The sequence below is a fragment of the Pseudotamlana haliotis genome (assembly GCF_008806375.1).
Lineage (GTDB): Bacteria > Bacteroidota > Bacteroidia > Flavobacteriales > Flavobacteriaceae > Pseudotamlana > Pseudotamlana haliotis.
The window spans coordinates 112623-139340 of sequence record NZ_WAAT01000022.1 but is presented as its reverse complement, the minus strand read 5'-3'; the positions used below and the strand labels follow the sequence as shown (position 1 = coordinate 139340).

General features: G+C 36.4%; 15 protein-coding genes, 2 tRNA genes and 1 pseudogene. 8 read left to right on the top strand and 10 right to left on the bottom strand.

The window, feature by feature from the left end:
- The first annotated feature begins 243 nt into the window (after positions 1-243).
- The 3 genes from F6U93_RS02785 (at position 244) to F6U93_RS02775 (ending at position 9318) form a co-directional block, all read left to right on the top strand.
- Positions 244-4422 carry a hybrid sensor histidine kinase/response regulator transcription factor gene (locus F6U93_RS02785; RefSeq protein ID WP_150936603.1) on the top strand — a complete coding sequence of 1393 codons (4179 nt, stop codon included), beginning with the start codon at positions 244-246 and terminating at the stop codon, positions 4420-4422.
- Between the two features lie 311 nt (positions 4423-4733).
- Positions 4734-7760 carry a SusC/RagA family TonB-linked outer membrane protein gene (locus F6U93_RS02780; RefSeq protein WP_150936600.1) on the top strand — a complete coding sequence of 1009 codons (3027 nt, stop codon included), beginning with the start codon at positions 4734-4736 and terminating at the stop codon, positions 7758-7760.
- 19 nt (positions 7761-7779) lie between these two features.
- Positions 7780-9318 carry a RagB/SusD family nutrient uptake outer membrane protein gene (locus F6U93_RS02775; protein ID WP_150936598.1) on the top strand — a complete coding sequence of 513 codons (1539 nt, stop codon included), beginning with the start codon at positions 7780-7782 and terminating at the stop codon, positions 9316-9318.
- Between the two features lie 263 nt (positions 9319-9581).
- Here the strand turns inward: F6U93_RS02775 and F6U93_RS02770 are convergent, their stop codons facing one another.
- The 9 genes and pseudogenes from F6U93_RS02770 to mutS all read right to left on the bottom strand — a co-directional run bounded on the left by F6U93_RS02770 (position 9582) and on the right by mutS (position 20530).
- Positions 9582-10004, bottom strand: coding sequence for a UPF0158 family protein (locus F6U93_RS02770; protein WP_150936596.1), 423 nt, complete (start codon positions 10002-10004; stop codon positions 9582-9584).
- A gap of 227 nt (positions 10005-10231) precedes the next feature.
- Positions 10232-11356, bottom strand: coding sequence for a glycoside hydrolase family 3 C-terminal domain-containing protein (locus F6U93_RS14790; RefSeq protein ID WP_225312531.1), 1125 nt, complete (start codon positions 11354-11356; stop codon positions 10232-10234).
- 90 nt (positions 11357-11446) lie between these two features.
- Positions 11447-12361, bottom strand: a pseudogene (locus tag F6U93_RS14785) (glycoside hydrolase family 3 protein); the annotation flags it as partial.
- A 128-nt stretch (positions 12362-12489) separates the two neighbouring features.
- On the bottom strand, positions 12490-13458 hold the full coding sequence (locus tag F6U93_RS02760) for an SMP-30/gluconolactonase/LRE family protein (protein ID WP_150936595.1): 969 nt from the start codon (positions 13456-13458) through the stop codon (positions 12490-12492).
- Complete coding sequence (locus F6U93_RS02755) at positions 13458-15671, bottom strand: beta-glucosidase (protein WP_150936592.1); 2214 nt, start codon at positions 15669-15671, stop codon at positions 13458-13460. Before F6U93_RS02755 ends, F6U93_RS02760 begins: the two co-directional genes overlap by 1 nt.
- Positions 15672-16192: 521 nt before the next feature.
- Positions 16193-17419 carry a porin family protein gene (locus tag F6U93_RS02750; protein WP_150936590.1) on the bottom strand — a complete coding sequence of 409 codons (1227 nt, stop codon included), beginning with the start codon at positions 17417-17419 and terminating at the stop codon, positions 16193-16195.
- 219 nt (positions 17420-17638) lie between these two features.
- Positions 17639-17722 (bottom strand) — tRNA-Leu (locus F6U93_RS02745).
- A 25-nt stretch (positions 17723-17747) separates the two neighbouring features.
- Positions 17748-17819, bottom strand: a tRNA-Gly gene (locus F6U93_RS02740).
- Positions 17820-17917: 98 nt separating this feature from the next.
- Positions 17918-20530 carry a DNA mismatch repair protein MutS gene (mutS, locus tag F6U93_RS02735; protein ID WP_150936588.1) on the bottom strand — a complete coding sequence of 871 codons (2613 nt, stop codon included), beginning with the start codon at positions 20528-20530 and terminating at the stop codon, positions 17918-17920.
- A 209-nt stretch (positions 20531-20739) separates the two neighbouring features.
- Here mutS and F6U93_RS02730 point away from each other — a divergent pair, with 209 nt between their 5' ends.
- Complete coding sequence (locus F6U93_RS02730; protein WP_150936586.1) at positions 20740-21276, top strand: RNA methyltransferase; 537 nt, start codon at positions 20740-20742, stop codon at positions 21274-21276.
- Between the two features lie 3 nt (positions 21277-21279).
- On the top strand, positions 21280-21936 hold the full coding sequence (locus F6U93_RS02725; RefSeq protein WP_225312521.1) for a class I SAM-dependent methyltransferase: 657 nt from the start codon (positions 21280-21282) through the stop codon (positions 21934-21936).
- 1 nt (position 21937) lies between these two features.
- Here the strand turns inward: F6U93_RS02725 and folK are convergent, their stop codons facing one another.
- Positions 21938-23068, bottom strand: coding sequence for a 2-amino-4-hydroxy-6-hydroxymethyldihydropteridine diphosphokinase (gene folK / locus F6U93_RS02720; protein ID WP_150936584.1), 1131 nt, complete (start codon positions 23066-23068; stop codon positions 21938-21940).
- 70 nt (positions 23069-23138) lie between these two features.
- Here folK and F6U93_RS02715 point away from each other — a divergent pair, with 70 nt between their 5' ends.
- From F6U93_RS02715 to F6U93_RS02710, 3 genes are all read left to right on the top strand, one after another.
- Positions 23139-23843 carry a queuosine precursor transporter gene (locus F6U93_RS02715; protein ID WP_150936582.1) on the top strand — a complete coding sequence of 235 codons (705 nt, stop codon included), beginning with the start codon at positions 23139-23141 and terminating at the stop codon, positions 23841-23843.
- Between the two features lie 107 nt (positions 23844-23950).
- The gene (locus F6U93_RS14780) at positions 23951-24310 is read left to right on the top strand and encodes an AsmA family protein (RefSeq protein ID WP_225312519.1); all 360 of its coding nucleotides are present in this window, start codon (positions 23951-23953) and stop codon (positions 24308-24310) included.
- Positions 24311-24850: 540 nt separating this feature from the next.
- Positions 24851-26629, top strand: a complete 1779-nt coding sequence (locus F6U93_RS02710; protein ID WP_225312517.1) for an AsmA family protein — start codon at positions 24851-24853, stop codon at positions 26627-26629.
- The last annotated feature ends 89 nt before the right edge of the window (positions 26630-26718 follow it).

The window sequence follows — 26718 nt, the reverse complement described above, 5'->3', positions numbered from 1 at the left end:
TCTTGAAAAAGCAACCATGTATAACTAGGCTATCAACAGCTGAAAATTTCAACATAACAATAACAAACTAAAAACTGTTTTCAAGTTTCGCTTCAACTCTACCTATCTACAAACCACTAATAATGTAACATTTACAGCCTATATGCAACATAATTTACAATGAGTGCTTCTTTATTTTTAACGGCTAATTTTCTTAAAATTTATCTTTATCTTTAAATACAAATCCAACGAACCACTTGACTTATGACAAAAACTATACGTTTAACCCTACTTTTATTGTGGGTTTTTCAGATCAATTCTTGGGGGCAACACCTCCAAAAGGAATACGATTTTGTAAGTATCAAAGAAGGGATTCCGAAAGTGGGGATTCCTGATATCGTACAAGACCACAAAGGATTAATTTGGATTGCCACCAATGCCACAGGACTCTACAAATTTGATGGCATCAATTACACCTCTTACAAACACATTTTAAATGATTCAACCTCCTTGAGCAGCAGCCGTGTGGACTGTACTTTTATTGATAGTAAACAAAGACTTTGGGTAGGTACCGAAAACGGATTAGACTTATACAATTCTGCCTTAGACCAATTTCAACGCTTTGTTCTTGATTCTAGCAATCCAAACAGTGATAAAATCACAACCATAACTGAAGATGCCTCAGACAATCTATACATAGGCACCTATGGTAATGGTATTTTTAAACTGAACATCAACAGTTTTAAAGTTGAAAAAGTAGCCAATTCAACGTTTCATGACAAATCGCATCGCATCAACACCAATAGTATTGAACATGTGGGCGACAACAAATTGTACGTAGCCACAAATTATGGTTTAAAGGAAATTGATGTTTCTGAAAACAAACTGGTACACTCCAAGTTTTACACCAAGGAAAAAACCAGTTTCAACACCGATATTTCGACCCTATTGGTAGATCGAAACAATCAATTATGGATTGGCACACAGGCCAATGAAGGTGCTTATAAATGCACCTTGAACAAAAATCAAAATTACAGCATCATTGCTGTAAAACAAATCCCCCTAACCACAAAAAAAATTATAACCTTAGCCCAATTGCCTGACGACAGCATGATGATTGGCACCGAAAATGACGGACTTTTTCATTTAGATCATAACGATGCTATTGTTAAAAATTACATTTATAGCAAAGAAGATGAAAACAGCTTATTGCACAATTCCATTTGGAAAGTCTATGTAGACAATAACGACCGCATATGGATGGGCTATTTTAATAGTGGCGTGGCCATAAGCGATGCCTTATATGACAAGTTTAAGGACATTAAAAGCTCACCTAACAAAGACAATTCGCTTAAAATCACATCAATCATGGCCTTGATTAAAGATGAAGACGAAAATCTTTGGATGGCTACAGACGGCGGAGGGATTGACGTATTAAACACAAAATCTGGTAAAATCACGCATATAAACTCTGAAGACCAAAGTATTTATTCTGGTTTATTGTCAAATCACATCATGTCCTTATTTAAAGATTCTGAAGGTAATATTTGGGCAGGAAGCTGGGACAGCGGTTTATTCTTTTTAGAAAAAGGAAGTAAAAATTTTATCAACTACTCGAGTGAAAATGCTGTAGGGTTAAAATCAAATACCATTAGAAGTATTACTGAAGATGCCAAAGGCACTATTTGGATAGGAACCTCTTTTCAAGGCCTTCAAGCTTTCAATCCAGAAACCAAAAAATTTAAGCATTTTAATTCGGAAGCCTTTGTGAAACATCGCCTAAACACTACAGATGTTTCCAAAGTGCTAGTAGACATCAATGATGATTTATGGCTAGGTTCTGTTGACGGACTTTTTAAAATTGAAAAAGACGGCATGCATATCAAGAAAATTCACCCTTTTTCAGATAAAATAAACAAAACCTTCAACAGCTCGTCTAACACCAATTACATACTGAGCATCTACGAAGATTCAAAAAATAATATTTGGATAGGAACGCGAGGCACAGGGCTTTACCAATACAACACTTCCAACAAAAAATTAGAGTGGTATAACCGATCAAATGGTTTAGAAGAAGACAACGTAGCTGCCATTATCGAAGATGCCGACAACAACATCTGGGTTAGCGGTAATTCAGGTTTAACTAAAATAGCCTTAAACCCATTAGAATATACCAATTATACTTTTAATGATGGTTTATTATCTAACGATTTCAATGCTGGGGCTGTTTTAAAAGACTGCCAAGACATGCTCTACTTTGGCAACCTAAAAGGTCTCGATTATTTTCATCCGAATAACCTAAAAACCAATGCTAAGGTGCCTATTTTACATTTAACCGATTTAAAATTATTTAACGAGAAGGTCATCCCAAACCAAGAAGGTGCCCCTTTAATCAAAACGATTTCTGAAACCAACGGCATCACGCTTAACAGTGACCAATCGGTTTTCACCATAGAATATACCGGTATAAACTTCACCAGACCTGAAAAAAACAACTACGCCTATTACTTAGAAGGCTATGAAGACACTTGGAATTATGTAGGCCAAAAACGCAGTGCTACATACACCAATCTAGACCAAGGCAATTACACCTTTAAGCTGAAAGCCTCAAACAATGATGGTGTGTGGACTGAAGCCCCTTTAGAACTAAGCATAAAAATTCTACCACCTTGGTGGAAAACCAACTGGGCCATTACGCTTTACATTTCACTGTTCCTACTAAGTTTCTACTACCTCAACTACCTTACTCAAAGCAGAATTAAAGAAAAAGAGCTTATTAGGAATGAACGCATGCAACGTGTACAACAAGATGAATTGAATCAGAAAAAAATTCAGTTTTTCACTAATATTTCACATGAGTTTCGCACACCACTTACCTTAATCATGAACCCCCTAAAGGATCTCATTCATGATTCTAAATTAGACTTACCCCACCATGTAAAAAACAAACATGCCATTATTAACAAAAATGCAGATCGGCTATACCGACTTATTAATGAGCTCATGGATTTCAGGAAACTGGAACTGAACAAACTTCAAGTCAAAGCAAGGGAATTAAACCTTCTAGATTTTACAAAAAATATAGTAAGTTATTTTAAGGAAGAAGCCAACAACAAAAATATTCTATTAAGTGTGGATTCTGACAACCCGAATGTAACCATTTGGGCGGACGAAAAAATGTTAGAAAAAATCATATTTAACTTACTCTCTAACGCCATTAAAATCACACCTGAAGGTGGCGCCATAAACATCGATTTACTAGCTACTGAACAACTCTACAATTTACCTTTGGTTAATGAAAACGAAGGCGTACAAGCAGTAGAGATTATTATTTCTGATACCGGCCCAGGTTTGAAAGCCGAAGAAGCCGATAAAATATTTGAACGTTTTTACCAAGTAGAAAACCAAAGCAAAACCTATTTTGGAGGAACTGGTATTGGCCTCGAGGTTGTACAAAGTTTTGTAAAATTACACAAAGGAAACATTGAAGTCAGTAGCCAAGTTGGTGTAGGCACCACCTTTAAAATATTGCTCCCCCTAGGCAATAACCATTTTGAGGAAAATCAAATCGTTTTTGATGCCGCATCAGAATTTCTTAAAGAAGAAGACTTCTCCTATGTGCCAACCTTAACATTAGAAGAAGAAGACACTGAAAACCAGTTTGACTCAATAACTACTCAGAAACAACATTGCGTATTGGTTATTGAAGATAACCAAGAACTAAGATCATATTTAAAACTCGAGTTAAGCAAACAATACAAGGTGCTCATTGCCAACAACGGCGTTGAAGGGCTTAAAATTGCCAAAGAAACCTTTCCTGATGTGGTTCTTACCGATGTGGTCATGCCAGAAATGGACGGTATGGAATTTTGCAAGCACTTAAAGAAAGACCTCAGCACCAGTCACATTCCTGTTTTAATGCTTACAGCCAAGGCCAAAATAGAAGACCGCATTGAAGGTATAGAAACAGGAGCCGATGCTTATTTAGTAAAGCCATTTAATATTCGTTTACTCAAGCTAAGACTGGCACAGCTCATCACCAGTAGACAACTTATTTTCAACAAATACTTTAGTGTGATTAGCGAAGTCCCACAAGATGTTAACAGTACGCCTTTAGATAAAGAGTTTATTGAAAACGTGTTAAACCACATTAACAAAAACATTGGAGACCCGAACTTAAATGTAGAATCGTTGGCAACCCAATTAAATTTGAGTCGAAGCCAGTTTTACCGAAAAATAAAAGCACTTACTAACCAAACTGCTAGTGAGTTTTTAAGAAATATTAGACTGCAAAAAGCAAAGCAGATTTTAGAGATGGGCGAAACCAACATTAGCAAGGTTTGCTATGCGACTGGTTTTTCATCACACTCCTATTTTACCAAATGCTTTAAAAACCACTTTGGCTTTCTACCCACCGAAGTGAAATCTAAAACAGCTTCCTAATTAAAAGAAACAACTTATATGGTTAAAATGATATTAAAACCCTGTTAGTAAAATTGTTGCATCATTTGATTCAAATGTCGCAAAGCCCCCAACTGAAAGACTATTGCTACAAAATTTCTAACACATGCTCTAAAGGTTACATGTTTCATTTAATAATTTTTTAACATTTGAGATATGTTTAAAACAAATAGATTCAAAAAAATCGGAGAAGTTATATTAATACTATGCATTATAGCATTGCTTCTTTTCATCATTATGTATGTGTTTTAAAACAAAAAACAATAGTAATAACTTAAAACTAACTAAACTTTATGAAAAACAGATTACTTAAAAAAATGATGCTTCCCGCCTTTTTGTTGCTTGGCAGTATCATTTATGCGCAATCAGTTTCAGGAACTGTTTCCGACAAAACAGGACTTCCTATACCAGGAGTGAATGTTATAGTCAAAGGGACTTCTTCTGGAACTGTAACAGATTTTGACGGAAATTATGAACTAACTACCAATTCAGGGAACACCTTAGTCTTTTCTTTTGTTGGTTATCAATCACAAGAAATCAAATACACAGGACAAACTACATTAAACGTCACTTTATCTGAAGATACTGCGGTATTAGATGAAGTGGTTGTGGTTGGTTACGGAACTAAGAAAAAGAGCTTGGTAACTGGAGCTATTTCCAGTATAGACAGTGAACGTATTGCTACCTCTTCAGACCAAAGAGTTGAAGATGTCATTCAGGGTCGAACCTCAGGTGTAACCGTATCCTCGTCTTCAGGAGCGCCAGGTTCTGGTTCGAAAATTAGAATTCGTGGAGCCGGTTCAAGTGGAAATTCTGAACCACTTTATATTGTAGATGGTATGAAAACTTCATCTATTGAAGATATTGCCCCTTCTGATATTGAAAACATCGAAATTTTAAAAGATGCGGCTTCATCTTCAATTTATGGTACCGAAGGTGCTAATGGGGTAATTATTATAAACACCAAAAGTGGCCGCGCTGGCGATTTAAGAGTGGGTTTCAATAGCCAAACAGGCGTGCAGTTTGTAAATACCGGCATGGATTTAATGAATTCATCACAATTTGTAAACTATATGAACGAAGCTGGAATTGGAACCGTTTCAGACAATGGCTATAACACCAATTGGATTGATGAAACTTTTTCTACTGCTATGCTACAACGCTATGACGTTAATATATCTGGTGGTAGTGAAAAATTCATGTACTATGCTTCTGCCTCTCACTTAGATCAAGACGGGGTGATTGGGAGATCCAACTCTAACTTTAAAAGAACCACCTTTCGTACAAATTTAAAGAGCAAATTAGGTAAGGTTGTTGAAATTGGAGTTAACGCCACCTATTCCCTTTCTGATAGAAATGGTATTCAGGAAAATAGTGATACCAGAGGGGTAATTCAAAACATGCTCATTATTGACCCTTTAACTCCTGTAACTTATCCTAACGGACAAGTACCACAATCGGTTATCGATAATGCCAATACGAATGGTGTGCCTTTATTAACCAATAGTGCTGGACAAGTTTATGGTTACCCTGCTTTTTCAACAGGAGAAGTTATAAATCCAGTAGCTTATGGTAATGAAATTGATAAAACGAACTACGACGGTGATCAGCTTCTAGCATCAATATACTTAAAGTTGAATTTAGCTGAAGGATTATCTGTAACGTCAAGATTTGGTATTGACTTAGAAGATACCGAAACCACGACACAAGTGATTCCTTATTATGTGTCTTCAGAAGCTTCAAATACCACCTATACTGGTTCTTATGAAAAAGTAGAAAGCACCAGATGGTTATGGGAAAACTTCCTGACTTACGAAAAAAGTTTGGGCTCACATAACATGAAATTAATGGCAGGATACTCCGCCGAAGATCAAGATGTAGAAACCCCTATAAAAAATAGCGGTTCAGTATCCATTGCAGACTTTACCGGATGGGATTATAATTTACCAGGATTTAACACGCAGCAAGATATTGTAGATCCATATTTAGATAACATGGTGTCTATTTTCGGCAGATTCTCTTACGATTATGCAGATAAATATCTGTTTGAAGCTTCAGTAAGATCGGATAAATCAGATAAATTTCCAACAGACAACAAAACAAGTGTTTTTCCTTCTTTTTCTGCTGGATGGATTCTTTCTAATGAAAATTTCTGGAACACTCAGTCTGGTTTCAATTATCTTAAAATAAGATCAAGTTGGGGACAAAATGGTAGCCGATCTAACTTAAAGGGTAATTCAGACAAAACTTATATTACAAAACTCGATGATGAACTACCTATTATCTATTCTGGCTATGAAGGAGCAGAAATCACAGGATATGCCAATCCAAATTTAGTATGGGAAACCTCAGAACAATTTGATGTTGGTATCGATTTAAGAGCTTTTAACAACAGGCTAACTTTCACTACCGACTATTACAAAAAAACCACTAGAGACGCGATCGTAGAAAATGGTGGGCTAATCACCCCCGGGTCTGCAGGATTCGTATCCAACGAAATTAACGCCGGTACCATTGAAAACTCAGGATTCGAGTTTGAATTAGGTTTCAACGACACAACAAGTGGCGGATTTAGATACAGCATAAGTGCTAACTTATCAACACTTAAAAATGAAGTTACCGAGATTTTATTTGTTCCTGAAGGCGCTTCACTAGTAGGAGCAGGTGCTCCTCAAAATGCAGATGGCATTACACGATTTACTGAAGGTTTACCATCATGGTATTTCTACGGATTTGAAACCGACGGAATAGATTCGGCAACTGGTGAGGTGATTAAAGTGGACACAAATAATGATGGAAACATCACTGATGCGGATAAAACTATGATTGGTTCTCCACACCCAGACTTACTTTACGGAGGAAACATCAACTTAGGCTACAAGGCTTTTGATTTCAACTTACAATTTCAAGGTACAGCCGGTAATGATATCGTATCAGTTTACCACCAACCTTCTAGACCAATTTCCAATAAACCGGTACATTTTTACGAAAACAGATGGCAACAACCTGGCGATAACGCTAGTTATCCTGGAGCTGCCAACGTTATTGGTTCTTATGATACCGATTTAGTCGTGGAAGACGGTTCGTACATGCGAATTAAGCAAATTCAAATTGGTTACACCCTACCTGAGGCCTTTTTAAGTCAGCTGAAAATTAAACACCTAAGACTTTATGTCTCATTAGACGATTATTTCACTTTTACCGATTATAGTGGATTAGACCCAGAAATTGGAAATTTTAATTACGATTCTATAGGTGTAGATAGAGGTTTTTATCCAACAGCTGCTAAAGCACTTTTCGGATTATCGTTGAACTTTTAATACTAAAAATTAACATTTTATGAAAAAAACAATTATAACATTTATAGGAATAATCTGTATTGGTATTATTTCATGTAGCGATGATTTCACCACCAATCCGAAATTGAATGTCGAAGACCTAGACACCTTTTTCCTAGAAGAAGAAAATGTAGAAACGGCCATTATAGGTATTTACGATTTAATGCAACACAATTACAGTAAAGATTGGAGCAGCGCCTTTTTTATTAAGTTACTTCCTGGAGATGATAGCAATGCGGCAGGAGGAAACTCTGGCGACCAACAGCAATTACAGGATATTGATGATTATACCGACGTATCATCTTCTAACGCTTCTATTGCCAGTATTTGGGATTTGTATTACCGAACCATAGCCCTGTCTAACCTTGTTATTATAAACATTAAAGACAGTGATTTAACTAATAAAGATACCGCTTTGGCGGAAGCAAAATTTATGCGTGCCTGGTGCTATTTTGAATTAACCACCATGTTTGGTGACGTACCATTACGATTAACTATTCCTGCGGCTGCAGATGAATTTGGAATTCCAAAATCAACACGTCAAGAGATTTATACACAAATAGAAGCCGATTTAAACGATGCTATAGCATCACTTCCAGATAAATCTGCTACTGAAGATTTTAGAGTATCAAAAGGAACTGCGCAAGCTTTAATGGGGAAAGTTTTGGTTTTCCAAGAAAAATACGCCGAATCCATTCCTTTCTTTAGCAGTGTGATTTCAAATGCATCACACGACTTAGAACCTAACCCTGAAGATATTTGGAATATTAACAACGAATTTGGTATCGAGTCTTTATTTGAATTAGGCTTTATATCTACTTCCGAAAGAGACTGGGGAAATTTTAACTGGGGAGGAAGAAACGAAAGCAATATCCACATACAGTTGATGGGACCTCGTGGCGATGGTATTTTCGACCTAACGGGCACAGAACTTATTAACGGTTGGGGTTTTAATTTGCCAACCGCAAAACTAGTTGATGCTTATGAAAACGCTGGAGACACAAACAGAAAAGCAGCAAGTCTTATGACTGAGGCCGAACTTATTGCTGCTGGTGGCGCTGTAAATGCTGGTGCTGCAACAGGAGGCACAATTTGGGAATATGAAGGCGCCATTAGAATCAAGTATGCCACAAAAGCAGAAGATACCAGTCCAGATGGTGTTAGGGAATTAAATTATAGCACCAACTATAGATTACTTCGCTACGCGGAAGTATTATTACTAGCAGCTGAGGCTTATCAAAAAACTGGGCAAGACGCTGCCGCTAGAACTGAATTAAACAAAGTAAGAAACAGAGCTGGTTTAGGAGACATCGCCGCTTCAGTTTCAGGTGAAGACTTATTTGATGCCATTGTTAATGAAAAATACTTAGAATTAGCTTTTGAAGGCCAACGTTTTTGGGATTTAGTACGTTGGGATTTAGCCGCAACAGAATTAGCAGGTACCGGTTATACTTCTAAAAATGATTTATTCCCTATTCCGATTACCGAAATAGAGAAAAATTCAGAACTAGATGATAGCGACCAAAACCCTGGTTACTAGTTTAAAAATATAATTAATTGGTTTAGTTTATTCATGGAATAAGGCAGCTGGAAAATTTTTCTTGCTGCTTTATTTTTTACTTGAAATTAACATCTAATACCATTTATAACCTAAATGAGCCCAATAATTTGTTTCTATTAAACTTATATTTCAAAAAAATAAAACCGCGGCGCTGCTACCCGCCTGCCGGCGGCCAGGTCCTTTGATTTTGTATTTCATATGAATCCAATATATTACATATAATTTTGTGAGCTCCTTTTAAATCATAATTGGTGTAAAAGGTTTGCTACATGTTCTTCCAATTTTCTCTGTTTAAAATCGAACCAACTTTGTCTAAATTCTGAAGACTCCACTTTATTTTTAAAATACTGAAAAGGTTTTTTATTGGCTAAAACAACTTCCAATTCTAATTGAAATTTTTCATCTGGTAATTGAGCCACGAATTGCTCCATGATTTTGAAAGACTCAAATCTTTTAAGAGCTTCTAACTTTATAAAATGCTTTTCATCTTTTTCAATTTTATCAAAATCTTCTGCGAAGGCATCTCTAAAATCGTCTTCATCCCAAATATCATCAAAACTAGGAATTGAAACGATTTCATGAGTTTTGCTATGGAAATAACAATCGGAACCAGCTTCTAGTTCTTCAGCTATTTGTTCTATATAATCTTGCTTTAAACTGCCCATTGATTTGTCGCTTTAATTGACCTACTAAAGATAACAAATACCGTATATTCAAAAAAAATTAAGGCAGGTATCTCACCCGCCTTAATCTACCAACAAATTAAAAAACAACAACTAATCATTTCTTTTTATATACAAACTCAACCCTAGTATGAATGTTCTCGACTTCGCTCGAACACGATCTGACAACTCTAGATCGCAAATTGTAATACTAAATTAACCCCATAGAACTACTCCCTTAAGTAGAAATCTGTTTTTAGCCCCGACCCTGCATTTTCGCCAATCCAAACATTAAACTTTCCGGCTTCAGCCGCCTTAACCATCTCATGATTTACAAACTCCAAATCTTTGGAAGCTATAGAGAAACTAACTTCTTTAGAGGCTCCAGGTTTTAAATACACATGCTGAAAGCCTTTCAATTCTTTTACGGGCCTCGTAATACTTCCTATAACATCTTGTATATATAATTGCACCAGTTCGGTACTCGGTTTTTTTCCAACATTGGTGAGCTTTGCTTTGATCGTAATTTCTTCGTTAAATCCAATCGTATCTTTGGAAATCGACAAATCTTCATAACGAAACTCTGAATACCCTAGACCATAACCAAACGGATATTGTGGTGTAAATCCAACATCTAAATAATGTGAATCATTTCCTAAAGAACTCTGCCACGCGTGAACTGGAATAGAATCCATTTCCATAAATTCTTCGGCAGAAGCTGGTCTTCCTGTGTTTTTATGATTATAAAAATATGGCAACTGTCCTGCCGTTTTAGGCCAAGAAACCGGTAAACGCCCTTCGGGTTCAGCAATTCCATAAATCATATCATAAAGGGCTTCGCCACCCATAGTTCCGGGGTGCCAAGCCATTAAAATCGCATCGGTTTTATCCATAATTTTTGAAACCGAAATTGGTCTTCCTGCCATAATCACCAAAACGATAGGCTTATTGAGTTTCGCTAATTCCTCGATTAACGCTTCTTGCTCTCCAGGCAAGTTGATATAGGCTCGACTATGGGCTTCCCCTGAAAGAATCGCTTCTTCACCTCCAAAAAACAAAATCACATCAGAAGCTTTTGCAGCTTGAATCGCTTCTCGAAAGCCTTTATTTGAACGGTCTCTACTATGAGTAAAACCTGCCGCAAAATTAAAATTGACCTTTGCGGCTTTAAAGGCATCTACAGGTGTGATGGTGTGTTCTTTTTCGCCATCGAAAGTCCAAGTACCTAACTGCTCATGTGGCGCGTGGGCTAAGGGTCCAATTAAAGCCACTTTGGTGTTTTTATCTAGTGGTAAAACATCTTTATTTTTTAATAAAACTGAACTTTTTATGGCTGCTTTTTTCGCCTCATGCATATGCGCTTCGGCATAATAATTTCCGGTATGCGTTTTATCACGATGCGGATTTTCAAATAAACCCAATCTGTATTTAATACGAAGGATGTTTTTAACAAATTCATTTAATTCCTGTTCTGAAAACTTTCCTTCTTCAATAAGTTGTTTCAAATGATCTTCATAACAAGTACTATTCATTTCCATGTCCATACCTGCATTTGCAGACAGTTCAGCGGCATGCTTTTTATCTCTTGCAAAACCATGGGCAATCATTTCTTCGGTAGAATCCCAATCACTTACTACAAAGCCATCAAACTGTAATTCGTCACGAAGCACCTCTTTTAGTAAAAATTTATTCCCCGAAGCTGGTATACCATTAATCTCATTAAAAGAAGACATAACCGTTGCTGCTCCAGCATCTACAGCTGCTTCAAAAGGAGGCAAATACACATTACGGAGCAAAGGTTCGCTAAGGTTTACAGTGTTATAATCTCTTCCGCCAATGGCCGCACCATAAGCAATATAGTGTTTGGCACAGGCCGCAATACTAGTAGGATTACTTAAATCATCCCCCTAAAAACCTTCTACATAGGCTTTTCCTAAAAGACTCGCCAGATAAGGGTCTTCCCCTGGTGATTCGGCAATGCGCCCCCAACGGCTATCTCTAGCAATATCCAACATAGGAGCAAAAGTCCAACGTATGCCCATAGCCGAGGCTTCAAAAGCGGCAATTTCAGACGATTTTTTAGCCACTTCGGTATTCCAAGAAGCGGCAATCCCTAAAGGAATAGGAAAAATGGTTTTAAAACCGTGAATCACATCGCGGCTAAAAATTAACGGAATTTTATTCGGACTCTCCTCTACAGCAATGCGTTGTAATTCATCAACATAATCTAAGTTAGAAATGTTTAGGAAGGCGCCTATTTCTCCATTCCGAACAGCTCTTTTAAGATCTTCGGGTAGAGCTTTAGTTCTACTCAAAGTGCCTCGCAAATTGGTTTGTCCAATTTTTTCTTCTAAGGTCATTTTAGCCAGTAAGTTATTTACAAATTGGTCTTCATCATTGTAAATATCAGAAGCTTCTTTGGTATCAGTATATGAAAAAACACTTAGTATGGATAGTAGAAAGATAATTTTTCGCATAGGTTTTGAGATTAGTTATTAGTTGTTTTATTAAAGAAATTAGCTTGCACCCCTTTTACCCCAGGCACCACAGAAAACAAGGATCCAGCAAGCGGGTACTTTTGTTTTTCTTCATCAGTCATATCTACCGAAGCTGTGGTTATGTAGAGAATATCCAGGTTTTCACCCCCAAAAGCGCAGGATGTCACATTATGAGCAGGCACCTCTATTTTTTGAATGGCTTTCCCTGTTTTTGGATTAAAGCGTATCACAGCATTGCCATTCCACATCCCTACCCAAAGCATGTCTTCTTCATCGATAGTCATCCCATCGGGAAAACCAAAATCTACAGGAATTTCAACAACAACTCTTTCATTGGAAATTACTCCCGTGTCATCATTATAATCATAAGCCTTAATTTGTGCCGTTGGTGTATCAATGTAATACATGGTTTTCTTATTTGAAGTCCAAACAATACCGTTAGAAATGGTTCTGTTAGTTAACTTTTTTTCAAGCCTTCCACTTCCATCTACACAGTACAAATTAGCCTTTCCGGCTTCTTGATTTAGGTTCATAGACCCCACCCAAAAGCGCCCATAAGGATCACATTTTCCGTCGTTTAATCGGCTGTCAACTAATTCGCTTTGCATGTTAGTAAACAGACTGCTGCTTCCTGAATCGAGATTCAAAACATGCACCCCGTCTTCTAGCGCTACTAATACTTCTCCTTTAGACACAGGTACTACAGTACCTATGCGGGATTTGGTTTCAAAAACTTTATTGTTCTCCGTTTTTGGGTCATATACATTTAAGGTCTTGCCTTCAATATCTACCCAATACAATTCTTGGGTTTTGTAATTCCATAGCGCACCTTCTCCCAATTGGGCATTGATTTCATAGACCAATTCAGCCTTAAGGTTTGTATCTAAACTCTTATCTTTTTCTGATTTACAGCTCAAAACAGAAATACAAACCAAACAAAATGCAATCGGTTTCAGCATTACTTAACGGTTATCTTTAAAGTTTCTGAAATATTATTTGAAGCGTTCCCAACATAAATTTGATAATCGCCGGTTTCTATTTCCCAATCCGATTTCTCTTCATTATAAAAAGCCAGCGCTTCCACTGGAACTTCTATCGTTACTGATTTCTGTTCGCCTTTATCTAGTGTCACTTTAGTAAACCCTTTTAACTCTTTTAAAGCCCGATCTACCTTCGAATCTTTTTTACCAACATAAACCTGAACCACTTCGGCACCAGCCAAATTCCCTGTATTAGAAACATCACATTTTATTTTAATATGAGCATTTTTAGTATAGTTTTCCTTATCGGAAGCAATATTTTCCAGTTCAAAAGCAGTGTATGACAATCCGAAACCAAAGGCATAAAGCGGGGCAATGTTTTTGGTATCATGCCATCTGTACCCTACTAAAATATCTTCTTTATAATGTTGCGTCATATCAACGCCTGGATAAGATGTTTCTCCAAAGGCATGTGCCCCATTATCTTCGAGTGCCTTCGGAAAAGAAAAAGGTAGTTTCCCTGAAGGATTAACATCACCACTAACAACATCGGCAATGGCATGTCCGGCCATACTGCCCAAATACCAAGATTCCATTAGGCCTTTCACTCGGTCTAACCAAGGCATGGCTACGGCATTTCCGGTTAGCAGGATAAACCCAAGGTTTTCATTCACATTACTAATGTCATTGATCAGTGCTTCTTGTCCGAAAGGCAAGCCATATTGTTGTCGGTCATCACCTTCACTATCCTGTAAGTGGCTTTTATTAAGTCCGCCCACAAATAACACCACATCGGCCGATTTGGCTAACTTAATAGCTTCCGTCTTAAGCGAATCTTGATTTAATGTTGGTGGATGCACCACATCGTACTCAGAAACTCCTGTTTCGTAGCCCATGGTATGCAATACTTTAGCATTTTTGAAACGTGCCTTAATGCCTTCTAAAGGAGATATTTCAAATTGTGGTTTAAGTTCTGAAGACCCTCCTCCGGCAGTCATTGAACGTGTAGCATTTTCACCAATCACAGCTATAGTAAGCCCTGCTTTATCTTCTATAGGAAAGAAATTATCGTCATTTTTAAGTAACACAATACCTTCGGTAGCTACTTTTCTCGCCACCTCATGATGTTCTGGTGTATTTAAGCTTCCTAATGGGCGGTTAGCCTTCATATTGGTTCTAAATCGCAATCTTAAAACACGGCGGACTTTATCATTCAAAACAGCCTCTGAAATTTCACCACTTTTTAATTTCTCTAAAAATGGATTAGCCAAATAGTAATGTTGGTAGTGATTTTCTGTTGTGGTGCCCAAACCGTCGGTTCCGGTTCCCATTTCAATATCTAAACCATTATTTGCGGCTTCAAGCGTGCTATGTGTCGAACTCCAATCACTAATCACAACTCCATCAAACCCCCATTCACTTTTTAATATTTTGTTGGTCAATAATTTATGGTGCGTGGTATATTGCCCCCTGAATTTATTGTATGCCCCCATAATAGCCCAAGAATTCCCCTTTTGAACAGCTGCTTTAAATGCAGGCAAATAGATTTCATGAAGGGCTCTATCGCTTACCTCAACATTCACGACATCGCGCCAATGTTCTTGATTATTTAAAGCAAAGTGCTTCACACAGGCAGCTACACCATTTTTTTGTACGCCTTTAATATAAGGCACCACCAAAGTAGATGCTAAAAACGGATCCTCGCCTAGGTATTCAAAATTCCTTCCGTTAAATGGTGTACGGTAAATATTGACACCTGGTCCTAATAAGACATCTTTTTTACGGTATCGAGCTTCCTCACCCAAATTAAAACCATAATCACCAGCCAAATCAGGATTAAAAGTGGCCGCCAAACAGGTTAAGGCGGGAAAAGCCGTAATAGAATCGTTTGTCCACCCTGCATAATCCCAAGAATCCCAGCTAATTTCAGCACGAACGCCGTGCGGCCCATCAGACATCCAAATTTCTGGTATACCCAATCGGGCTACGCCTTTAGTACTAAATTTAGATTGGGCATGGCATAAATCAACTTTTTCCTCTAAAGTTAAGCGTGGCAAAATGCTATCGATTTTAGCTTCTATATTTTGGTTTGTATTGGTTGTAGACCTTGTTGCGTTTTCCTTTTTCGTTTGACACGAAACAAGTATTAAAACAATTCCTATAATCAAGTGAAATGGAAGTATCTTTTTCATAAAATAATAATGCGTTTTATAGACAAAATGCCGATAACATTTTTTTGGTGTTGGTTTGAGATAATAAAACTATCTAGAAATAGAAGACATATTTAAAACAAATACAGCACCAAGTAAAACATTTGTTGCAAATGCTTGTTTTACTAGACAAGGAAAGCGTTTTAGCTATAGGGAAATAACAATTATGTGTAGAAGATCTGTTGCATGCCTAAAAATTCATATTGAATTATGGCTACTTTAAAGGACACAAATAACATTTTTTTACAAAGTAGAACTCGATTAATTTTTTTTTCACGAGCATTTTATTAATCATGGACACGGCATGTCGCCATAAAACTTCAAAACCCAACGTAAATTTGAAATGTAATTATAACAGATTACATTTTTTCATATAGTTAGTTTAGTTTGGTTTTTAAGGATTAAGCTGCTGCAGGTGTGGTTACCTATAGCAGCTTAATTTTTTTTATTAAACCCCTATCTTGATTTGTAGATTTTTAATAAAAGTAGAGAAAAGCCTAAGCTTAAAACAAGGTATAGCCTAATGATACTGAAACAAAATTAAGATTAGTATAATGAGCAGCATAACTGCTCAATATATTCCTCCTAGTTTGATAGTTTAATCCAACACTATATTTATCAGCAAATTTATACCCAAAACCAAACGCAAGATTACTTCCTGATTTAATTTCCATAGGGCTCAAGTCACTATTATTAGATGTTTCGTATTTAACTTCAGAGCTAAAGTTAGCATTCATGACATAAGCTGCATCAATAAATATTTTAGATTTCTCATTTAAAAAGAAATAATGCCTAACTCCAAACGGTATACTTATATTTTTATAAGAAACTATTGTAGTAAGCCCTCCGGCTCCAAAAAATGCATTGGTGTCATTTCTTGTTTTTTCAGTATCAAAATGTTCATACACACCCTCAATAAAGAAGGCCCACTTGTTTTTATTTAAGCCTAAGATATATTCAACTTCTAACCCAAATCCAAAATCAGATTCATTGTCAAACTTCACATTTTTGTCCTGATTAGAACTAACAATCTCTAAAGAGGAGCTCATCCATCTTGGCTTAAGGTTTAAGTTAAAAAACCCACGATTTTTATGTTTATCAATATAGGCGACTTCTTGATTATTACATTTGTTATATTCAACAAACAAAGGTATGAGGTCTTTTTTGTCATAAGACAATTTTAGAAACGAACCGATTTCAAAGTTTGGGCATTTTAAATCATCCCAAAGCTGTTTTCTAAACGTATTGTTTTCATAAATAATATCTTGATCATCTTTATAGCTTTTCCAAACCAATTGCTTAGCATCTTGGGCAGATGTTCCATAAAAGTATCGTGTTATGTTACCCTGAATGTATTCATACAAACTTTTTTCTCCTTCTACAAGCACCTTGAGAAAAAGTGTTTCTTCATTAAACACCGGGTTTTTGTTAGTAGTCAATAAGCTAACCTCATTTAATGTGCGGTCTATTTCAACTTGAGTGCTTACAAATTTTGAAGAATTATAAATGGTAAACTCTGTAACTTCAGAAACAGTTAAGGTCATAGGATCACCTTCTTCAGTTAATTTATAATCTATTTTTGAAGGGTTGCTTTTCCAATCTTGGTTTTTAATGTAACACTCTGTTTTTTGATTTTGATTATCAATAAAATAACCTTTTTCAAAAATAATTTGTGAAAAACATAAATAATTGAAGCATAAAGCCACTAGGAGTAGGACACTCTTTTTCATGGGTTAAATAATTTAGTTGGTTTTGATTGTTAGTTGGTTGTTGTATTACATTTTGGCGAATAGCAAGGATGAAAATACGGTCTCAAATGTACGAAAAACACAGAATCAGACACAAAAAACTTCGTACAACATCATAACTTCGCGGGGTTATAAACCAGTACCCACAAGGAAAATTCAGAGCATAAAAAAAGCCTCATCTAATAAAAGATAAGGCTTTAGTACTGAAGACGGGACTTGAACCCGTACGTCCTAATGGACATTGGATTTTAAGTCCAACGTGTCTACCAATTCCACCACTTCAGCATTGGTATATTTTAGAAAGTTTCAGAGCGAAAGACGGGATTTGAACCCGCGACCCCCACCTTGGCAAGGTGATGCTCTACCCCTGAGCTACTTTCGCAGTCATTTTAATGAACGTGCAACATTGCTATTGCGGGTGCAAATTTAATACTTTTATGCAAATACCAAAGCCTTTTTTAAAAATTTTTTAAAATATTTTTAGGCTTGCTTTTTCTTAACCAACATACGCTTGATTTCATTCAGTTTCATCAAAGCTTCCACCGGTGTAAGTGTATCAATATCAGTCTCTAAAATTTCTTCCTTAATATTCTCTAATAAGGGGTCGTCTAAATTGAAAAAACTGAGCTGCATATCATCTTCAATAGATTTTACTTTATCGGTAAGTTCTTCACTAGAATGCGACTTCTCTAATTTCTTTAAAATTTTATTAGCACGGTGTAAAACCTGTTGCGGCATACCGGCCATTTTAGCCACATGGATTCCGAAACTATGCTCACTGCCCCCTTCAACAAGTTTTCTTAGGAAAAGCACATTATCTTTTAATTCCTTAACCGATACATTAAAGTTTTTTATGCGACCGAAGGTTTCACACATTTCATTCAACTCATGGTAATGCGTAGCGAAAAGGGTTTTAGGTTTCGCCGGATGTTCATGTAAATATTCACTAATAGCCCAAGCAATAGAAATCCCATCATAAGTACTGGTGCCACGACCAATTTCATCAAGGAGTACTAAACTATGGTCAGAGATGTTATTCAAAATCGAAGCCGTTTCATTCATTTCAACCATAAAAGTAGATTCGCCCATAGAAATATTATCACTAGCGCCAACTCTCGTGAAAATTTTATCCACCAGGCCTATTTTTGCTTCTTTAGCTGGCACAAAACTACCTATTTGCGCTAACAATACAATTAAAGCGGTTTGCCTTAATATCGCCGATTTACCAGACATGTTAGGCCCAGTAATCATGATAATTTGTTGCGACTCGCGGTCTAAAAACACACTATTAGCAATATAAGCTTCGCCAAGTGGTAATTGCTTTTCAATAACCGGGTGACGCCCGTCTTTAATATCTAAATCATGAGACTCATCAATAGTTGGGTAAATATAATGGTTGTCTTTGGCCAATTGTGAAAATCCGCATAAACAATCCAATTGCCCTATGAGGTAAGCATTTTGCTGAACCGGTTTAATGTATTGATTCATCCAAGCCACTAACTCAGCAAACAATTGCTGTTCTATGGCTAAGATGCGGTCTTCAGCACCCAAAATTTTCGCTTCGTATTCTTTAAGTTCTTCAGTAATATAACGCTCGGCGTTTACCAAGGTTTGTTTTCTAATCCATTCGTCAGGAACTTTATCTTTATGCGTATTCCTAACTTCAATATAGTATCCAAACACATTATTAGAAGCTATTTTAAGTGAGGTAATACCGGTACGCTCGCTTTCACGTTCTAGCATATTATCAAGGTAATCCTTCCCTGATTTTGATAAACCACGCAGTTCATCAAGTTCTGCAGAAAAACCCGCCGCAATACTATTGCCTTTTAAAACATTTACCGGCGCTTCCTCATTAAGGGTTTTCTTGATTTTATCACGAAGCACCTCACAACTTTGAAGGGTGTCACCAATAATTTTCAAAGAATCGTTCTCACATGTTGAAGCCAATTCTTTTATAGGCACAATGGCTTCCAAGGAATTTTTAAGCTGAATCACCTCACGCGGATTTACCTTTCCGGTAGCTATTTTTGAAATTAAACGTTCTAAATCGCCTATTTGCTTGATATGATTTTGAATCTTCTGAAGCACCTCGCCTTCCGAAGTTAAGAAACTCACCACCTCATGGCGTTGTTTTATCTTTTCAAGATTCTTTAAGGGCAAGGCCAACCAGCGTTTTAATAGCCTTCCGCCCATAGGCGAAATGGTCTTATCAATCACATTTAATAAGGTCACCGCATTGTTATTGGTGGAGTTGTAAAGCTCCAAATTACGAATAGTAAAGCGGTCCATCCACACGTAATCATCTTCTGCAATTCGAGAAACCGATGTGATATGCTGTAATTTATGATGCTGGGTTTCGCCAAGGTAATGTAAAATAGACCCCGAAGCAATAATCCCCTCATAAAGTTCTTCTACACCAAATCCTTTAAGTGTTTTGGTATCAAAATGCTTGGTTAAGGTTTCATAAGCATAATCACTTTGATACACCCAGTCTTCTAAATAAAAGGTATGAAAATCACTGCCAAAAGTGTCGTTAAAGAGGCTACGCTTTTGTTTGGAAACTAGAACTTCACTCGGACTAAAATTCTGTAATAATTTATCAATGTATTCGGCATTTCCTTGAGAGGTTAAAAACTCGCCCGTAGAAATATCTAAAAAGGAAATTCCGATGTTTTTTTTATCAAAATAAACCGAACATAAAAAGTTGTTCGATTTAGATACCAAAACCTCATCATTAAGTGCTACACCTGGTGTCACCAATTCAGTAACCCCACGTTTTACAATGGTTTTGGTTTGTTTAGGATCTTCCAACTGGTCACAAATAGCCACACGCTCACCCGCTTTCACCAATTTAGGTAAATAGGTGTTTAAAGAATGATGCGGAAAACCTGCCAGTTCGGTTTCACTTTCGCTTCCTGCCCCACGTTTGGTTAAAATAATCCCTAAAATTCCTGCAGTTTTTACAGCGTCTTCACCAAAAGTTTCATAAAAATCACCCACACGAAATAGTAATAAAGCATCAGGATACTTTACTTTTATCGCATTGTACTGTTTCATTAACGGGGTTTCCTTTTGGGCTTTTTTCGTCATAATGCTGTTTTCTCGCCCGAGAAAAATGGGCTCAGGTCATGTTGTTTTTAAGTCTTATTTTTGCGGCAATTGCAAGATTGCTAATGTAGCGTTATTTTGATTTTTTTTAAAATCATGAACGTCCAAGTTATTTACAATTAAAAATAGATTTCAACAAAGGTAAAGGCACAACTCTAGTAACCTATTATCTTTTCATTAAAATGAAAACCATGCGTAAATTAAAAAACAGCGAATTAGACCGATTGACTGTAAACGACTTTAAAGATGCTGAAAAAACACCTATTATTATAGTTCTAGACAATATTAGAAGTTTAAATAATATCGGTTCGGTTTTTAGAACAAGTGATGCTTTTTTAATAGAAAAAATTTACCTCTGTGGCATTACTGCTACGCCTCCTCATAAAGACATTCACAAAACAGCCCTAGGAAGCACCGATACTGTAGCCTGGGAATACGTTGAAAACACAATGGATTTAGTTGAAAAACTTAAAGCTGAATCTGTACAAATCTGCGCTATTGAGCAAGCTGAAAACGCTACCATGCTCAATGATTTTGAGGTGGCACCAAACACCAAATATGCATTAGTTTTTGGAAACGAAGTTAAAGGCGTTGCCCAAACTGTGGTCTCAGCAAGTGATACGGTTATTGAAATACCGCAATATGGCACCAAGCATTCTTTAAATATCTCTGTGAGTTGTGGCGTAGTGGTTTGGGATTTGTTTAGTAAGCTCAGCACTAAATCTTGATAGGTGACTAAAAAAGCAAAACAGCCCTGGCCTACTAAAGATGTGATGGACCAAATTTATGACCAACATCTTTGGGGTGGTCAAGAATTTGATTTTTATTCTGGTGACGGTTCGCATAACTCTGAAATTATCAACCCGTATTTAGAGGCTGTTTCTGCATTCTTAAAAACCAAAAATAATGCGCTCACGATTTGCGATTTAGGCTGTGGTGATTTTAATATTGGCAAGGAACTGCTACCCTTTTCAAAAAAATATTTCGCTATTGATATTGTTGAAAAACTCATTGACAGAAACAAAAGCCTTTATAAATCTGACAAGCTCGAATTTCACTGTTTAGATATTGCCAAGAACCCCTGGCCAAAAGCAGATTGTATTATTTTGCGCCAAGTTTTGCAACATTTATCAAATAAAGAAATACAACAAGTACTTGAAAAGCTAAAAGTTCACCAATACGTTATTCTAACGGAACACATCCCAGAAGGTGATTTCATTCCGAATAAAAATATCATTTCTGGACAAGGCATAAGGTTGAAACAAAATAGCGGGGTTAATCTGCTAGAAGCGCCTTTCTTTTTGAAAGTTAAATCTGAAATAGTATTAGCAAAACACTTTCCTGAGAATAACAAAGGACGTATTGAAACGAAATTATACCAATTATGATTTAAGACGAAGCAATTTGCTCTAAAATCCACAAATAATCGGCACGACTTCCAACAAAATCACGCTGTGATACATCTATAATTTTAACATTAAAATCGGTTTGTGTTTTTAAAAACTCCAAATATCCGGCATTGATTTTCTCTAAATAATCATCTTGAATGTTTTGCTCGTAGTCACGCCCTCGCTTTTTGATATTTTCTTGAAGACGCTTCGTGTTTTGATACAAATACACATATAAATCAGGTTTTCGAAGCTCTTTATACATTAAGTAGAATAACTTGCGGTATAAGTTAAACTCATCTTCGGCCAAGGTGATTTTTGAAAAAATAAGCGATTTAAAGACATCGTAATCACTAACTATAAAATCTTTAAACAAATCTAATTGCGACAAGTCATCTGAAATCTGCTGGTAGCGATCGGCCAAAAACGACATCTCTAATGTAAATGCATAGCGCTGGGCATCTTCATAGAATTTAGGCAGAAACGGATTATCAGCAAAACGTTCTAAAATGAGCTTAGCATTAAAATCTTCAGAAATTTTAGTAGCCAAACTGGTTTTTCCCGAACCAATATTCCCTTCAATAGCCAAATAATTGTATTTTGAAAGTTCAACACCAGGACTTGGCTTCTCTAAGCGAACCTCCAAAGCTTCCAGAGCAGAATTATCGGGGCAAGTTTCCAACAATTCAGCAATTTTCTTCTTCAAAACAGGGTGTTCCTCTTGAGAGGCTATATCATTTAATGGCATGAGCACAAACTTTCGCTTGGCCATTTCAGGATGCGGCAACTGCAAACTTTGGGTATTTATAATTTCAGCTTCAGCTAAAACAATGTCTAAGTCAATCACACGAGCTTCATAACCACTTTTTTGAGTTCTTACACGCCCTAAATCAATTTCAATTTTCAGCAGTAATTCTAAAACTTCTTGGGGCTCTAAAACACTTTTTAAAGCCAAACAGCAGTTTAAAAAATCGTCACTCTCAAAACCAAAAGCAGGCGATTGATACACCTTTGAAATACACAAAACTCGACCAATTTGCTCATGCATGGCTTGAACCGCACGTTGCAAATTTTTAAACTTTTCGCCTTTATTGCTTCCTAAAGCGATATAATATGTCCTCGTTTTTTGCATAAGAGCGGCAAAATAACTAAAACAATTTTTAATCCTTTATATTTACAACACGTATTTATCCACAATCACTATGACTTTAAGAGATAAACTTGCTGCACAACGTATTTATTTGCTTTTGGGTGCCCTGTTTATAACCTCATTGGTGGTTTCAAACCTCATCTTTCAGAAGTTTTTTTACTGGTACCCCTTAGAAATCGAAATATTTAGCACCAAACTTTTTGAGATTTCAGTGGGTGTTTTACCTTACCCCATCACCTTTTTAATCACCGATTTAATTAGTGAAATCTACGGTAAAAAACGCGCCAATGATGTGGTCGTGGTGGGTATTTTTGCTTCACTTTTTTCACTTTTAATCATTCATGTTTCAAGCTTAGTTCCTGCCACGCCATGGTCTTACGTTGATGACCACATGTTTAACACCGTTTTTGGCAATACTTCTGTAGCCGTTTTTGCCAGTATGGTAACGTATTTGTTTGCTCAGTTTATCGATATTCAAATTTATCATTTCTGGAAACGCCTAACTTTTGGTAAATACCTCTGGCTGCGTAACAACTTTTCCACTTGGTTTTCTCAATTTATAGACACCTTTACCATTGTATTTTTATTGTGCTCATTTGACATTATTGCTTGGGAAAACTTTAAAGGACTCGTACTTAGCGGTTTTCTTTTTAAAGTCATTATTGCAGCCTGCGATACGCCATTTCTATACCTTGGCGTATTTCTATTCAGAAAACGCTTCCGCTTAAAAGTGAACCAAGAAATTGACTTACTTTAAACCGTATTTCAATATGATATGAGTTAATATTTAAACTATATTAGCTTAACTCCCTTTCCTAAAACGCTTAACTTTGCGCTACCTAACCCTAGATGAAATCTTTCTTTATGAAGAAATTTTTAAAAATTGCAGGCATTATTCTAATCATAATCATTGGCGCTCTTATTGCCATTCCGTTTATTTTTGAAGGCCGAATTAAAGAACTTGTAAAAGCAACAATCAATAAAAATCTAAACGCACATGTGGAGTTTAGCGATCTGAACCTTAGTTTTATAAAAAACTTCCCTCAAGCAGGCATAAGCGTTAGTGATTTTGTGATTACAAACCACGCCCCTTTTAAAGATGAAACCTTAGCCGTTGCTAAAACCATTTCCTTTACCATGTCGGTTAAAGAGGTTTTCAAAAGTGCTAATGAAGCCATGGAAATCAACTCTATTTATGTTGACGAAGCATTGATTACCCTGTAAACCGATAAGTTTGGCAACAACAATTATGATATTGCTAAAACTTCAGAAGACGATAACGCTTCCGCGGAAGAAACCCCTAGTAATTTCGCCTTCAGTATTAAAGATTATCAAATCAAGAACAGTGCTTTCACCTATATAGACGAGCTATCAAAAACTACAGCTCATATTTCAGAATTTAATCATGAAGGCCACGGCACATTCACTTCTGAAGTTTCAGAATTAGATACCGAAACCGCCTTAAATCTTAGTGTAAACATTGAAGACATCAATTATCTAAACAATAACCCCATTAGCTTAGATGCCTTAATTGCAGTAGATTTAATTAACAATAAATACAGTTTCAAGGAAAATAAAGCCCAAATTAATCAGCTACCCATTCATTTTGATGGTTTCGTTCAGCTAATTGATGAAGGCCAAAATATTGACATCACCTTTGAAAATCCGGAATCTGATTTTAAAAATTTCTTAGCGCTTATTCCTGAAACCTATTCTAAAAGTATTGAAAACGTAGAAACTACAGGTGATTTTATAGTAAAAGGCATGGTTAAAGGGCAACTTACCGAAACTACTATTCCTACTTTTAATGTAAGCATCACTTCTAATGACGCGTCATTTAAATACCCAGATTTACCAAAGGCGGTGGAGCATATTAGCATTAACACCATTATTAAAAACACCACTGGAAATGCAGATGATACTTATGTTGACATCAACACCCTTGATTTTCAAATTGACCAAGATGTTTTTAAAGCTTCAGCACACTTAAAAAATCTTACCGGAAATATGCTCGTGGATACTGATATCGATGGGGTTTTAAACTTAGCCAAAATCAGCCAAGTGTACCCTGTGGAGTTAGACCAGAAGCTGAGTGGTATTTTAAAAGCTAAGGTTAATACAGCTTTCGATATGGAAGCCATAGAATCTAATGCTTACGAACGTATAAAAAGTAGTGGTTCGGTAAATTTATCTGGTTTTGAAATGACATCAGAAGATTTTGTGAAACCAATACAGATTTCACAAGCAAATTTAACTTTTAATCCAGGAACCGTATCTCTAAATACGCTTAAAGCTAAAACAGGTGAAACCGATTTAAACGCTACCGGAACAATAAACAATCTATTAGGTTTTGTATTTAGCGATCAAACCTTAAAAGGTAATTTTGATTTGAATTCCTACCTTTTTAAGGTGAATGATTTTATGTCTGAATCTGAACAAGACACCGAAACATCTACTAAAACTACAACTCCAACTGAAGCTATAAAAATTCCGGCGTTTTTAGATTGCACCATAAACGCCAAAGCCAACATGGTGGTTTATGACAATTTAAATTTAGAAGATGTTACCGGTACTTTAATCATAAAAGATGAACAAGTTACCCTTCAAAATGTAAGTTCTAGTATCTTTAATGGCAAGCTTGGTCTTTCTGGTAATGTATCGACAAAATCAGAAACAACTAGTTTTAACATGGCCATTGACGCGAATAATTTTGATATTGCGCAATCATTTAAAGATTTAGAATTACTTCGAAGTTTAGCGCCTATTGCACAAATATTTAAAGGAAAACTGAATACGAATATTGCCATGGCTGGAGATTTAAATAATGATTTTACTCCTAAGTTAAATAGTCTTACCGGTGAAGCCTTGGCCGAATTATTAGCGACAAGCATAAATAATGACGAAAACGGAATTATAAGCAAGCTTGACAACTCGGTAGACTTTATGAATTTTGAAGACATCAACCTCAATGATCTAAAAACTAAATTAGAATTTACTAATGGCAAAGTGAGTGTTGCTCCTTTCGATTTAAAGTATAAAGACATTGATATTACGGTGACTGGCGCCCATGGTTTTGATAAAAGCATTGATTACAGCGCTGTGTTTAGCGTGCCTGCAAAATATTTAGGCAGCGACATTAACCGCTTAATCGGAAAAATTGACGACCCAAAAGTAGATAACATGTCGATTCCTGTTACAGCCAATATCACAGGAAGTTATACGAGCCCTAGTGTAAAAACCGATTTAACCAGTGCCGCAAAAGACCTGAGCAATCAGCTTTTAGAAATTCAGAAAGAGAAATTACTCAATCAAGGGAAAGACGAAATTAACAACCTTATTGGCGATGTTATTGGAGGAAACAAAACAAAATCAGACTCCTTAAAACAAGACCAGAGCAATCATGTTCAAGATGTCTTAAACGGCATTGTGGGTTCAAAAGAAAATACAGCCACAGATGATAGCACTTCAAACAAAGCAAACGACTCTAAAAAGGTGATTAAAAATGTGCTAGATGGTTTCTTAGGCGGAAAGAAAAAGGAGTAAGCTTATTTACAATGAAATTGCAGGCTATTTAAACAGCTTGAAATCACATAAAAAACCCTTCAAAATGAATAAAATAGACGTTTTTATTC